This is a genomic window from Streptococcus mitis (genome assembly GCF_002096835.1).
Taxonomy (GTDB): domain Bacteria; phylum Bacillota; class Bacilli; order Lactobacillales; family Streptococcaceae; genus Streptococcus; species Streptococcus mitis_W.
The window spans coordinates 385,270-398,390 of the sequence record NZ_NCVG01000023.1 but is presented as its reverse complement, the minus strand read 5'-3'; the positions used below and the strand labels follow the sequence as shown (position 1 = coordinate 398,390).

At 40.9% G+C, this 13,121-nt stretch carries 12 protein-coding genes; all 12 read left to right on the top strand.

Annotated elements, in window-relative coordinates; all coding sequences use genetic code 11:
* Window positions 1-55 precede the first annotated feature (55 nt).
* The 12 genes from mgtA to B7699_RS08760 all read left to right on the top strand — a co-directional run bounded on the left by mgtA (window position 56) and on the right by B7699_RS08760 (window position 13,114).
* Window positions 56-2,716: a magnesium-translocating P-type ATPase gene (gene mgtA, locus B7699_RS08830; protein WP_084927979.1), complete on the top strand. Its 2,661-nt coding sequence runs from the start codon at window positions 56-58 to the stop codon at window positions 2,714-2,716.
* Between the two features lie 135 nt (window positions 2,717-2,851).
* Window positions 2,852-3,250: a transcriptional regulator Spx gene (gene spx / locus B7699_RS08820; protein ID WP_000591165.1), complete on the top strand. Its 399-nt coding sequence runs from the start codon at window positions 2,852-2,854 to the stop codon at window positions 3,248-3,250.
* Between the two features lie 65 nt (window positions 3,251-3,315).
* Window positions 3,316-3,885 (top strand): SP0191 family lipoprotein, encoded by a 570-nt coding sequence (locus tag B7699_RS08815; protein ID WP_000725153.1) that lies wholly within the window; start codon window positions 3,316-3,318, stop codon window positions 3,883-3,885.
* 86 nt (window positions 3,886-3,971) lie between these two features.
* Complete coding sequence (locus B7699_RS08810) at window positions 3,972-4,238, top strand: IreB family regulatory phosphoprotein (protein ID WP_000507059.1); 267 nt, start codon at window positions 3,972-3,974, stop codon at window positions 4,236-4,238.
* A 3-nt stretch (window positions 4,239-4,241) separates the two neighbouring features.
* Window positions 4,242-4,661, top strand: coding sequence for a Holliday junction resolvase RuvX (gene ruvX, locus B7699_RS08805; protein WP_084927978.1), 420 nt, complete (start codon window positions 4,242-4,244; stop codon window positions 4,659-4,661).
* 15 nt (window positions 4,662-4,676) lie between these two features.
* Entirely contained in the window at window positions 4,677-4,982 is a 306-nt protein-coding gene (locus B7699_RS08800) for a DUF1292 domain-containing protein (RefSeq protein ID WP_000017620.1), read from the top strand.
* 257 nt (window positions 4,983-5,239) lie between these two features.
* Window positions 5,240-6,490, top strand: a complete 1,251-nt coding sequence (locus tag B7699_RS08795) for a folylpolyglutamate synthase/dihydrofolate synthase family protein (RefSeq protein WP_084927977.1) — start codon at window positions 5,240-5,242, stop codon at window positions 6,488-6,490.
* An 86-nt stretch (window positions 6,491-6,576) separates the two neighbouring features.
* On the top strand, window positions 6,577-7,041 hold the full coding sequence (locus tag B7699_RS08790) for an SP_0198 family lipoprotein (protein ID WP_084927976.1): 465 nt from the start codon (window positions 6,577-6,579) through the stop codon (window positions 7,039-7,041).
* Between the two features lie 254 nt (window positions 7,042-7,295).
* Window positions 7,296-8,828 (top strand): cardiolipin synthase, encoded by a 1,533-nt coding sequence (gene cls / locus B7699_RS08780; protein WP_084927975.1) that lies wholly within the window; start codon window positions 7,296-7,298, stop codon window positions 8,826-8,828.
* Window positions 8,829-9,082: 254 nt separating this feature from the next.
* On the top strand, window positions 9,083-10,636 hold the full coding sequence (locus tag B7699_RS08770; RefSeq protein WP_084927974.1) for a damage-inducible protein CinA: 1,554 nt from the start codon (window positions 9,083-9,085) through the stop codon (window positions 10,634-10,636).
* 118 nt (window positions 10,637-10,754) lie between these two features.
* Window positions 10,755-12,962, top strand: coding sequence for an anaerobic ribonucleoside-triphosphate reductase (nrdD, locus tag B7699_RS08765; protein ID WP_192852027.1), 2,208 nt, complete (start codon window positions 10,755-10,757; stop codon window positions 12,960-12,962).
* A gap of 11 nt (window positions 12,963-12,973) precedes the next feature.
* On the top strand, window positions 12,974-13,114 hold the full coding sequence (locus B7699_RS08760) for a hypothetical protein (RefSeq protein ID WP_000521625.1): 141 nt from the start codon (window positions 12,974-12,976) through the stop codon (window positions 13,112-13,114).
* Window positions 13,115-13,121: the final 7 nt, after the last annotated feature.

Genomic DNA, 13,121 nt, shown 5'->3' with positions numbered 1-13,121 from the left:
AAAGTGATTGGTCTCTGTGTATGAAACACATCATTCATACAGATAGGAGAAACCAATGAAAACTACAAAAGAAAGATTAGCAACAGCTATTCAAGTCCCTTTAGACGAGAGTCTAACTTTTTATCATACCAGTTTAAACGGTTTGATAGAGGAACAAGTCGAAAAAAATCGTGACCTCTATGGCGAAAATGTGATTACCAAAGGCCAAGAAGATTCGATTTTGAAAAAGATTTACGAATCTATTATCAATCCATTTACAATCATCTTGCTGGTTATCGCCGTGATTTCCTTAGTGACCAATGTCTGGTTGGCAAAACCAGGTCAAGAAGATCCGACGACTTCTATTATCATCGTTGTCCTAGTCCTCATTTCTGGAGGCATTCGCTTTGTCCAAGAACTCCGCAGTGATAAGGCAGCCACCAATCTTTCAAAAATGATTGTCAACACAGCGACTGTCATTCGTCAAGGAGAAATCCAAGAAGTACCTATCGATGACTTGGTAGTAGGTGACGTGGTTAAATTAAGCGCTGGGGATATGATTCCAGCAGATCTTCTGTTATTTGAGTCACGCGATTTCTTTGTCCAACAGTCTGGCTTGACAGGCGAAAGTGATTCTGTTGAAAAATTGGCCTTGACCAAGGCAACAGTTCAACAAGCTGATAGTCTTCTCGAAGCCGAATCCTTGGCTTTTATGGGAACCAATGTCTTGTCTGGTAGTGCCAAGGCCGTGGTTTTGGCGGTTGGTGATGATACCATGATGGGGGCCATTGAGCAGACTCTGAACACCTATGACGAGCCTACTTCGTTTGAGCGGGAGATGAATAGTATCTCTTGGCTCTTGATCCGTTTGATGTTGGTCATGGTGCCCATCGTTTTCTTGTCCAATGGTTTAACAGATGGCGACTGGCTGGAAGCTGGCGTATTTGCCTTGAGTGTGGGTGTCGGGCTGACACCTGAGATGCTTCCTATGATTATTACCGCTAGCCTAGCTAAGGGTTCTATTATCATGGCCAAGGAAAAAGTGGTTATCAAGAAACTCAATGCCATACAGGACTTAGGGGCGATTGATATCTTGTGTACAGATAAGACAGGAACTCTAACCCAAGATGAAATCGTTCTAGAATATCCCTTGGACATCCACGGACGCTTGGATTTGACCGTCTTGAGACGAGCTTATCTCAATTCTTATTTTCAAACTGGCTTGAAAAATTTGATGGACAGAGCCATCATTAAACGGACTGAAAAGGAAGCAAAAAAACACGCCCTCTTGCAAAATCTGGATAAAACCTTTCAAAAAATAGATGAGCTTCCTTTTGATTTTGAACGCAGACGGATGAGTGTCATCGTCAAGGATGAGAACGAAGTGGTTAGCTTGGTAACCAAGGGTGCCCTAGAGGAAATGTTGATGATTTCCAGTTATGCGGAATACCATGGAGTGATTACTCCCTTGGCAGATGCTATTAGAGAAGAAATTTTAGCGGAAGTCCGACAACTAAATCAACAAGGTTTGCGTGTCTTGGGAGTAGCCTATAAGTCAGGTTTGAGGGAAGGTCATGCCTATACAGTTGATGATGAAGGGGATATGATTCTAACTGGTTATTTAGCCTTCCTAGATCCTCCTAAACCATCTGCAGCACCAGCAATTAAGGCTCTGTTAGAACATGGGGTTCAAACAAAGATTTTAACGGGAGACAACGAAAAGGTTACCCAAGCAGTCTGTGAAAAGGTTGGTTTGGATATCAATCAGATGCTGTTAGGGTCTGAAATTGATCAGATGAGTGATCAAGAATTGGCCCAAGCCGTAGAGGAGGTAACCGTCTTTGCCAAACTTTCTCCTGACCAAAAAGCAAGGATTATTTTGCAATTTAAGGCTAATGGTCATGCTGTCGGCTATATGGGAGATGGAATCAATGATGCTCCTTCTATGAAAGTTGCAGATGTGGGGATTTCTGTTGATACAGCAGTAGATATTGCTAAAGAAACAGCTGATGTTATCCTACTTGATAAGGATCTCATGGTGCTTGAAAAAGGACTTGTTGAAGGGCGTAAGGTCTATGCTAATATGACCAAATATATCAAGATGACAGTGAGTTCTAATTTTGGAAATATCTTATCCCTATTGGTCTCTGGAATCTTTTTACCCTTTTTACCAATGGCACCAGTCCATTTGATTATCCTAAATCTAGTCTATGATTTGTCTTGTATTGCCTTGCCTTTTGACAAGGTGGACAAAGATTTTTTGAGAAATCCGCATACCTGGGAAGCTAAGTCCATCACACGTTTCATGGTTTGGATGGGACCTATCTCTTCTGCCTTTGATATTTTGACCTTTATTTTGCTCTATTTTATCATTGTACCCATGACGACAGGTCAAACTTATGTTCATGGGGCAGAGTCTGCCGTAGGATTTATTGTCTTGTTCCAGACAGGTTGGTTTATCGAGTCTATGTGGTCACAGACCATGGTTATCCATATGTTGCGTTCAGCTAAAATTCCCTTTTTACAGAGTCGTCCAGCTTGGCTAGTCCTTGTGACAACCTTATTGGCTGCAGCCTTTGTGACCTTCCTTCCCTACAGTCCACTCGCAAGCCTACTTCATCTCACTCCTTTAAAACCGATTTATTTCATCTTTTTACTTTTCATCATTATTTTGTACATGATTAGCGTGACAATTGTGAAAAAAATCTATATCAAGAAATATCAAGAATGGCTGTAAATTTCATTTTGTCAAGAAAAAAGTACGAAAATGACGAAAAAAATCAAAAAAATTTAAAAATAGGTCGCAAGTCGGATGTTTTTTATGGTATAATAGACTAAACTGATAGTAACATGTAGCGAAAGGGGTAGGTACATGATCAAAATTTATACAGTCTCAAGTTGTACTAGTTGTAAAAAAGCAAAAACCTGGCTCAATGCCCACCAGTTAAGTTATAAAGAACAAAACCTTGGTAAAGAAGGAATTACGAGAGAAGAATTACTGGATATTCTAACCAAAACAGATAACGGAATAGCCAGCATCGTTTCGTCTAAAAATCGCTATGCCAAAGCCCTTGGAGTGGATATTGAAGATTTGAGTGTTAATGAAGTCCTCAATCTGATTATGGAAACACCGAGAATTTTAAAGAGCCCAATCCTTGTAGATGAAAAACGCCTGCAAGTTGGCTACAAGGAAGACGATATTCGTGCCTTCCTACCACGCTCTGTCCGTAATGTAGAAAATGCAGAAGCACGTTTGCGTGCAGCTCTATAAACATCAAGGCTGGGAGCAATTCCCAGTCTTATTCTATTTTAATCTTAAACAGAAAGAAGAAAGAAATGAAAAAAATAGTTCTTGTTAGTCTAGCTTTCCTTTTTGTCCTGGTTGGTTGCGGACAGAAAAAAGAAACTGGAACAGCTACAAAAACAGAAAAGGATACGCTTCAGTCGGCATTGCCAGTTATTGAGAATGCTGAGAAGAATACAGTTGTGACCAAGACTTTGGTCTTGCCCAAGTCAGATGATGGTAGCCAGCAAACCCAAACCATTACATACAAGGACAAGACTTTTTTGAGCTTAACGATTCAACAAAAACGTCCAGTTTCTGATGAGTTGAAGACTTATATCGACCAACATGGAGTGGAAGAAACTCAAAAAGCTCTTCTCGAGGCAGAGGAGAAGGATGAGGCTATTATAGAAGCTCGTAAATTAGCAGGATTTAAGCTTGAAACCAAACTATTGAGCGCAACCGAACTTCAAACAACGACTAGTTTTGACTTTCAAGTTCTGGATGTCAAGAAGGCTTCTCAGTTAGAATATTTGAAGAATATTGGTTTAGAAAATCTCTTGAAGAATGAACCAAGCAAATATATTTCAGACAGATTGGCAAATGGCGCGACAGAACAGTAGAAAATCCAAATAAATAGACTGCCTGAATTGTAGAACGTAAGGAATTATGCTATAATGGTACTATTCTAAGGAAAGAGGGTGTTAGAATGGGATTTACTGAAGAAACAGTACGTTTTAAATTGGACGATTCCAATAAAAAAGAAATTAGCGAAACTTTGACTGATGTTTATGCTTCGTTGAACGATAAGGGCTACAACCCAATCAACCAAATCGTAGGCTACGTATTGAGTGGAGACCCTGCCTACGTTCCTCGTTATAATAATGCACGAAATCAAATCCGTAAGTATGAGCGTGATGAAATTGTTGAGGAATTGGTCCGCTACTACCTTAAAGGACAAGGAGTCGATCTGTAACCTATGAGAATTATGGGATTGGACGTCGGTTCAAAAACGGTAGGGGTGGCTATTAGCGACCCGCTCGGTTTTACAGCTCAAGGACTTGAAATCATCCAAATCAATGAGGAGCAAGGTCAATTTGGTTTTGACCGCGTTAAGGAGTTGGTTGATACTTACAAGGTGGAACGATTTGTAGTGGGCTTGCCTAAAAACATGAACAATACAAGCGGACCGCGCGTGGAAGCTAGTCAGGCATACGGAGCAAAGTTAGAAGAGCTTTTTGGTTTACCAGTAGACTATCAAGATGAACGCTTGACAACAGTTGCCGCAGAGCGCATGTTGATTGAGCAAGCAGATATTAGCCGTAACAAGCGCAAGAGAGTCATTGATAAGTTAGCAGCTCAGCTGATTTTACAAAATTATTTAGATAGAAAATTTTAATACAAAGGAGAGGCTATGTCACACGATCATAACCACGACCACGAAGAACGTGAATTAATTACACTAGTAGATGAGCAAGGAAATGAAACCTTGTTTGAAATCCTTTTGACGATTGACGGAAAAGAAGAATTTGGTAAAAACTATGTTCTTCTAGTACCAGTTAACGCAGAAGAAGACGAAGACGGACAAGTTGAAATTCAAGCTTACTCATTCATCGAAAACGAAGATGGAACAGAAGGCGAATTGCAACCAATCCCAGAAGACTCAGAAGACGAATGGAACATGATTGAAGAAGTCTTCAACAGCTTTATGGAGGAGTGATACAGTCTGGGAGACTGTATCAGCCCAACTCCCAGAAATTGGGAAGAGTTTGAACATCCAGTGGACGTTTTTAGCCTGACGCTAAAAATAAAAACCGTCAGTAAGTTCGGGGGATATTTTTACCCCACGTTAATATTCATAGTAGCTAGTTATTAGCTAACCAGGTGAGAGGTCGGGACGAAAATCCTGGCCTCGTTTTTGTTAGTTATGAGGCTATATTGAGGCACTTGATTGAACCTGTAATTAAGGAGATGTATATGTTTGAAGTAGAAGAATGGCTCCATAGTCGGATTGGTTTGAATTTTCGATCAGGTTTGGGCCGAATGCAAGAAGCGGTGGATTTGTTGGGGAATCCCGAGAAGTCTTATCCTATTATCCACGTAACCGGGACTAATGGAAAAGGATCTACCATTGCTTTTATGAGGGAGTTATTTATGGGGCATGGCAAAAAAGTTGCGACTTTTACCTCCCCTCATATCGTCTCTATCAATGACCGAATCTGCATTAATGGACAACCAATAGCTGATGCAGACTTCATCCGTGTGGCTGAGCAGGTCAAGGAGATGGAAGAGACGCTTCTGCAAACCCATGATCAGTTGTCCTTTTTTGAATTGCTGACCTTGATTGCTTTTCTCTATTTTAGGGAGCAAGAGGTGGATTTGGTTTTATTAGAAGTGGGAATTGGTGGTTTACTAGACACGACCAATGTGGTAACTGGAGAGATTGCTGTCATCACCTCCATCGGACTTGATCATCAGGAGACTCTGGGTGACAGTATAGCAGCAGTTGCAGAGCAGAAAGCTGGTATTTTTAAGGCTGGTAAAAAGGCAGTGATTGCTAAGTTGCCTTCAGAAGCTAGGCTTGTATGTCAGAAAAAAGCCGAATCTTTAGCTGTTGACCTTTATCAGGCAGGTCAGGATTTTTCAATGCTGAATGGTGATTTTTCAAGTTCTTTGGGAACTTTTTCGCAGTTGAAAATAGGCTTGGAAGGAGCTTATCAGCAGGAAAATGCGGCCTTGGCGCTACAAACGTTTCTTCTCTTTATGAGAGAAGGAAAGGAAGCTGTTGATGAACAGGCTGTAAGACAGGCTTTGGGGCAGACCCATTGGGCTGGGCGTTTGGAACGTATTCGTCCTCAGATTTACTTGGACGGTGCTCATAACCTCCCTGCCTTGACTCGCTTGGTTGAATTTATTAAAGAAAAAGAGCAGGAAGGATATCGTCCTCAAATCCTATTTGGAGCCTTGAAACGGAAGGATTATCAAGGGATGTTGGCTTATCTGACTGAAAAATTGCTTCAGGTGGAACTCAAGGTGACCGGCTTTGACTATCAAGGTTCTTTGGATGAAACAGATGTAACAGGTTACGATATAGTTCCTTCTTACCGAGAATTTATTAGCAATTTTGAAGCAAGAGCAGATGCCCAGGATTTGTTGTTCGTTACAGGGTCTCTCTATTTTATCTCAGAAGTACGGGGCTACTTGCTGGCCCATGAGCAGATGAATTGACCTCCTTTTTTGAACTTGTTATACTAGGGAAACTACTAGTTAGAAAGAAAAAATTCTGTAAATTGGTAGCAGAAAGGAAATTCATCATGAAATTAAAAAGATTCACACTTTCTCTTGCTTCTCTAGCAAGTCTTAGTCTCTTAGTAGCTTGTTCACAAAGAGTTCAACAAGTTCAACAACCAGCAACTCAATCGCAAACACAACAAACTCAACAATCACAACCTGCTCTTTCATCTTCTACAGAAAATAGCAACCAGGCAGCAACAAGTTCTTCACAAAATGCGCCTGAGGTTCAACCAACTGATATTGATGGAACCTATACCGGTCAGGACGAAGGAGACCGTATCACTTTAGTGGTAACTGGTACAACGGGCACCTGGACACAGGTAGAAACTGACGGAGATCAAGAAATCAAGCAGGTTAGCTTCGATGCCGCTAATCAACGTATGACTATTGGGGATGATGTCAAGATTTATGCAATCAATGGAAATCAGATGATTATCGACGATATGGATAGAGAAGCGTCTGATCGCATTGTTTTATCAAAATAGACTAGAAGGAGACTGGTTTTGTCAGTCTCTTTTGTTTTTACTCAGAAAAATGATTATAAATACTTGCCTTCTACCGAATACCTGCGTTATACTAGTATTAATTACCTGTTTTTAGCATTCATACTCTTCGAAAATCTCTTCAAACCACGTCAGCTTCCATCTGCAACCTCAAAACAGTGTTTTGAGCAACCTGCGACTAGCTTCCTAGTTTGCTCTTTGCTTTTCATTGAGTATCAAAATATTAAGGAGGGGATATGAAATATAGAAAATTTCAATTATTGATGTCCAAGTATGGCTTTAGTCTTTCGATTATGTTACTTGAACTTTTTCTTGTTTTTGGTCTCTTTCTCTATTTAGGGCGCATGGCCCCTATTCTATGGGTAATTGTCTTAATTTTTATGAGTATGGCGACTATTGTCGCAATTGTCAATCGCTCAATGACACCTGATAGTAAAGTGATGTGGTTAGTGGTAACTTTTGTTCCTGTCATCGGCCCCTTGCTCTATCTGATGTTTGGTGAAAGGCGATTGTCCAAAAAAGAAATCAAGCAGTTGGACAAACTTGGTTCCATGCATTTTCGGGAGGATAACAGTAAAGCTCTCCGCCAGAAATTGAAGGAAGATGATAAGGCGGCTTACGGAGTTATCAAATCTTTACTAAGTATGGATAGCAATGCCGATGTCTATGATCGAACAGATTCACAATTCTTTTCTTCGGGTGAAAGCATGTGGAAACATATGTTGGAAGACCTCAAGAAAGCTGAAAAGTTTATCTTTCTAGAGTACTATATTGTCGAAGAAGGTCTGATGTGGAATAGCATATTAGATATACTAGAACAAAAGGCAGCTCAGGGTGTAGAGATCAAGATGCTCTATGATGATATCGGCTGTATGGCGACTTTACCTGGAGATTATACCATTCAGCTTCGTAGTCGAGGAATTGAAGCCCATAAATTTAACAAGGTGATTCCTCGTTTGACGGTGGCTTACAACAATCGGGACCATCGTAAAATCCTTGTCATAGATGGTCAGGTAGCCTATACAGGAGGCATTAACTTAGCCGATGAGTACATCAATCATGTAGAACGTTTTGGCTACTGGAAGGACAGTGGGATTCGCTTAGATGGTCCTGGTGTCAAGGCTCTCACCCGTCTCTTTTTGATGACTTGGTACATCAATCGTGGGGAAATCAGCGATTTTGACCAGTATCACTTGGAAAATCAGCCTTGTTCTGGCCAAGGGCTCTGCATTCCTTACGGTAGTGGACCCAAGCCCATCTTCCGTACCCAGGTAGGGAAAAAAGTCTATCAAAGTTTGATTAATCAGGCTACTGATTCAGTCTATATTACAACGCCCTATTTGATTATTGACTATGATTTAACCGAGAGTATTAAAAACGCGGCTATGAGGGGTGTTGATGTTCGCATCGTGACTCCTTTCATTCCAGATAAAAAATTAATCCAACTCATCACAAGAGGGGCTTATCCGGATCTTTTGTCAGCAGGAGTCAGGATTTTTGAGTATAGTCCAGGCTTTATCCACAGTAAACAAATTCTAGTGGATAAGGACTTTGCTGCAGTTGGAACGATTAATTTAGATTATAGAAGTTTGCTTCATCACTATGAAGATGCAGTTTTGCTATATAAAATGGCATCAATCACAGAGATTCAAAAAGATTTTCAGGAGATTTTTTCAGTATCTCAAGAAATTTTCCCTCATACGATAAAAAATAGCTGGTATCAAAAATTGATTAAGGAAATTGCCCAGTTATTCGCCCCTATCTTATAAGAAATCTAGGACTTAGGAAATGACTGAGTCCTCTTTTTCTTGCTTTTTACGAATAAGAAGATATAGGAGGAACGATGCTGACTCAGAAAGAATTGGATTATATCATAACATTTAAACAGACGAATTTACATCGATTTCGGGAAATTGAAACCTTTGTGAAACTATGCAAAAAATCACTCAAACACCCATCGCAAGCTGACAATTTTAGGTCTTTTTGATATACTAAGACAGATAAATTGAATAGGAGAAACGACATGGCTGTATATGGCAGAATCGAAGAAGTATCCGAAACGATACAGAGTAATGACATTGAAAATAGATTGGATAGGAACCTTGAATCTCATGTAGAAAAAGAAGAACAGGTAGCTTTCCCGTTTTTCAGACTCATCATTGGAAGTACGATTGCAACGGTTTTTTCTGTGGTGCTTCCTTTAATTTTAGATATGGTAAGTCCCTCTCAGGCGCAGGATTTGTATATAGGGTGGGCTTTACATCAGGGAGGACAGCTCTACAGTAGCTATTATGCTAGTCACGGTCTTATTTATTACTTGCTACTTTACATCACCCAAGGAGGCATTCTTTTTGCCTTGGTAGAATGGCTAGCCCTCTTAGGAGGAGGTTACTTCCTCTTTTCTTCGACAGAGTATTTGACAGGGCAAAGGGAGCAAGCTAAGCAACTCCTAACAATATTTTATATTTTGGTGTCGGGGCTTGGTTTTGGAGGAGGCTATGCTACGATCTTAGCTCTGCCATTCCTGTTTGCAGGATTTTCATTCATAGCAGCTTATCTTTCAACTCCTAACCATGACAAGGGATTTTTACGTCTGGGGATCTTTTTGGGTCTATCATTTTTCATAGAGCCTCTTACAAGTCTTCTCTTTACTGCAGTAGTAACGATTGGTTTATTTGTCTTTAATGTTGGGCATGGTCGTTTTGTCCATGGAGTTTATCAGTTTTTTGCAGCGGCGCTTGGTTTTTCTCTCATCTTTTACCCAGTAGGCTACTATGTCCTTGCTTCAGGTGGTTTTGGAGAAGCTCTAGGGAGTCTTTTGTATCCGATTGATTCCCTTCAGGTCTTTACCAATCCCCAACTAATGGATAATGTTGTATTCTATGGTTTGTTGACCTTTGGTTTAGGAACTCTTTTCCTTGTTTTTCTAGGATTGTTCCAATCAAAGGCATCAAGATTATATGTTATTTCAGTACCAGCTAGTTTTACTTTCTTATTTGTACTAGCCTTGTTGCTTTTTTCTCAAGAACCTCTTCACGGTTCGCGTTTGATTCTAATCATTCCATTTTTACTCCTTCTTTTGATGACCAGTATTCGTGGGAAGCATTCAGCTAGGGGAGCTCGTCGTCGGAGAAGAGAGGAAGTTCCTACTCTATGGAAAAAATTCATGGAGGGAAATCTCTACCTACCGATCCTGGTGGTGGTTTATCTGATTGCCATTCCTTTTGTAGCTCGTTTTGTCTTGCATCCAGCTTCTTATAGAGAACAACATCAAGTGGTAGATAGAGTCAAACAAGAGGTAAGTGAGGGAGACCAAATCTATATTTGGGATTCACATGTTCAGATGTATAAAGAAAGCCAGCGTTTGGCTGGATCCGTGTTCCCATCACCTCTTCTTTACACAAATACGGAAGAAAATAAAGCTAGTTTGATTAATGATTTAAAAGAAAATCAACCCAAGATGATTCTTGTGAATGATAAGGTAGCAGTCTGGTCTGAAGTGGAAACAATTTTGAAAGAAAATTACCAACAAGTAAAGACTGATTACTCAGAGTTTAAAGTCTATAAAATTAAATAACGAAATCAATATCTTGTGTAATTTTAAAATTTTTGGGATTTTTAACACAAGATATTGATTTTTATTTTTAGAGTGGTATAATACTTCATAGAACAACATTTTAGAAAAGAGCATGGATATGATTGTATTAGAAGAAAAGCTTGCAACCGTTCCCACCTTGTTCGTTGAAAAACGAGATGGTAGACGTGTGGTGTTTGATGTAGACAAGATTGACAAGGCTCTCCACAAGGCGGCGGAAAAGGTTATGGACCTTACGCCTCTAGTAGAAAAACGCCTAAATGGTCTAGTTGAAAGAATCGTGACGGAAATTCACAGCCGCTTCCCTCAAGGGGTTAAGATTTACGAAATTCAAAATGTCGTAGAACATGAACTCCTTGAAGCTAAAGAGTATGCGCTGGCTGAGGAGTATATCACTTATCGGACACAAAGGGATTTTGAGCGCTCAAAAGCGACAGATATCAACTTTAGTATCCATAAACTTCTCAATAAAGATCAAGCAGTTGTCAATGAAAATGCCAATAAAGACAGCGATGTCTTCAACACCCAGCGTGATTTGACAGCAGGGATTGTTGGGAAGTCAATCGGGCTACAAATGCTTCCTAAGCACGTAGCCAATGCTCACCAAAAAGGGGATATCCACTATCATGACTTGGACTACAGCCCCTACACTCCTATGACTAACTGCTGTTTGATTGATTTTAAAGGGATGTTGGAAAATGGTTTTAAGATTGGCAATGCAGAGGTAGAGAGTCCCAAGTCTATCCAGACTGCGACAGCTCAAATTTCACAAATCATCGCCAACGTTGCTTCTAGCCAGTACGGGGGCTGCTCAGCTGACCGTATTGATGAAGTCTTGGCTCCGTATGCGGAGAAGAATTACCAAAAACACCTCAAGGATGCGGAAGAGTGGGTCTTGCCCGAAAAACGGGAAGATTACGCTTGGAAAAAAACCCAAAAAGACATCTACGATGCCATGCAATCTCTTGAGTATGAAATCAACACCCTCTTCACTTCAAATGGACAAACACCTTTTACTTCACTAGGTTTTGGTCTAGGAACTAGTCGTTTTGAGCGGGAAATTCAAAAAGCTATCTTAACCATTCGTATCAAGGGTCTTGGATCAGAACATCGTACAGCCATCTTCCCTAAACTCATCTTTACGCTAAAAAGAGGCCTTAACTTGGAAGAAGGGACTCCGAACTATGACATCAAACAGTTGGCTCTCGAGTGTGCAACCAAGCGGATGTACCCTGATGTCTTGTCCTATGATAAGATTATCGAGCTGACAGGTTCTTTCAAGGTTCCTATGGGCTGTCGCTCCTTCCTCCAAGGCTGGAAAGATGAAAATGGTGTTGAGGTCAATTCAGGTCGGATGAATCTAGGTGTTGTGACGGTCAATCTGCCTCGTATCGCCCTCGAGTCTGAGGGGGATTTGAATAAGTTTTGGGAAATCTTCAATGAGCGGATGAATATCGCAGAAGATGCTCTGGTTTACCGTGTTGAACGGACCAAGGAAGCAACACCAGCGAATGCCCCTATCCTCTATCAGTACGGAGCCTTCGGTCGCCGTCTCGGAAAAGAAGAAAGTGTTGACCAACTCTTTAAGAATCGCCGTGCGACAGTTTCGCTGGGCTACATCGGTTTGTACGAAGTGGCTACAGTCTTCTTTGGAAATAGCTGGGAAAGCAATCCTGAAGCCAAGGAATTCACACTGGATATTATTCGTGATATGAAACGTCGTGTGGAAGAGTGGTCTGACCAATATGGTTACCATTTCTCTATCTACTCCACACCGTCTGAAAGTCTGACAGACCGCTTCTGTCGCTTGGATACAGAGAAGTTCGGCTCTATTCCTGACATCACGGACAAGGAATACTACACCAACTCTTTCCACTACGATGTTCGTAAAAATCCAACACCGTTTGAAAAATTAGACTTTGAGAAAGTTTATCCAGAAGCAGGTGCGTCAGGTGGCTTTATCCATTATTGTGAGTATCCAGTTCTTCAACAAAATCCTAAGGCCCTGGAAGCTGTTTGGGACTATGCCTATGACCGAGTTGGCTATCTAGGGACCAATACTCCGATTGATCGTTGCTACAAGTGTGACTTTGAAGGGGATTTTGAACCAACTGAGAGAGGCTTTGCTTGTCCCAACTGTGGCAATAGCGACCCTAAAACAGTAGATGTAGTCAAACGTACGTGTGGTTATCTGGGAAATCCTCAAGCGCGTCCGATGGTTAACGGACGCCACAAGGAAATCGCTGCGCGTGTCAAACACATGAATGGCTCAACCATTAAAACGGCAGGACATGAAGTAACAAATTAGAAGGAAACGCAATGGGGAAATACCAATTAGACGATAAGGGACGCGCACAAGTGACCCGTTATCACGAGAAACACTCGAAAGGTGGAACAGGTAAAAAAGAACGCTTGCTCAACCTCAGAGAACAGTTTTTAAACAAGAACAAGAAAAAATAAAAGTGAG

Bases quoted from the DNA above. Each gene is read 5' to 3' on its own strand.
- B7699_RS08800 (WP_000017620.1), top strand. From the start codon at position 4,677: ATGTCACACGATCATAACCACGACCACGAAGAACGTGAATTAATTACA.
- B7699_RS08760 (WP_000521625.1), top strand. From the start codon at position 12,974: ATGGGGAAATACCAATTAGACGATAAGGGACGCGCACAAGTGACCCGT.
- spx (WP_000591165.1), top strand. From the start codon at position 2,852: ATGATCAAAATTTATACAGTCTCAAGTTGTACTAGTTGTAAAAAAGCA.
- mgtA (WP_084927979.1), top strand. From the start codon at position 56: ATGAAAACTACAAAAGAAAGATTAGCAACAGCTATTCAAGTCCCTTTA.
- B7699_RS08810 (WP_000507059.1), top strand. From the start codon at position 3,972: ATGGGATTTACTGAAGAAACAGTACGTTTTAAATTGGACGATTCCAAT.
- nrdD (WP_192852027.1), top strand. From the start codon at position 10,755: ATGATTGTATTAGAAGAAAAGCTTGCAACCGTTCCCACCTTGTTCGTT.
- B7699_RS08795 (WP_084927977.1), top strand. From the start codon at position 5,240: ATGTTTGAAGTAGAAGAATGGCTCCATAGTCGGATTGGTTTGAATTTT.
- cls (WP_084927975.1), top strand. From the start codon at position 7,296: ATGAAATATAGAAAATTTCAATTATTGATGTCCAAGTATGGCTTTAGT.
- B7699_RS08770 (WP_084927974.1), top strand. From the start codon at position 9,083: ATGGCTGTATATGGCAGAATCGAAGAAGTATCCGAAACGATACAGAGT.
- B7699_RS08815 (WP_000725153.1), top strand. From the start codon at position 3,316: ATGAAAAAAATAGTTCTTGTTAGTCTAGCTTTCCTTTTTGTCCTGGTT.
- B7699_RS08790 (WP_084927976.1), top strand. From the start codon at position 6,577: ATGAAATTAAAAAGATTCACACTTTCTCTTGCTTCTCTAGCAAGTCTT.
- ruvX (WP_084927978.1), top strand. From the start codon at position 4,242: ATGAGAATTATGGGATTGGACGTCGGTTCAAAAACGGTAGGGGTGGCT.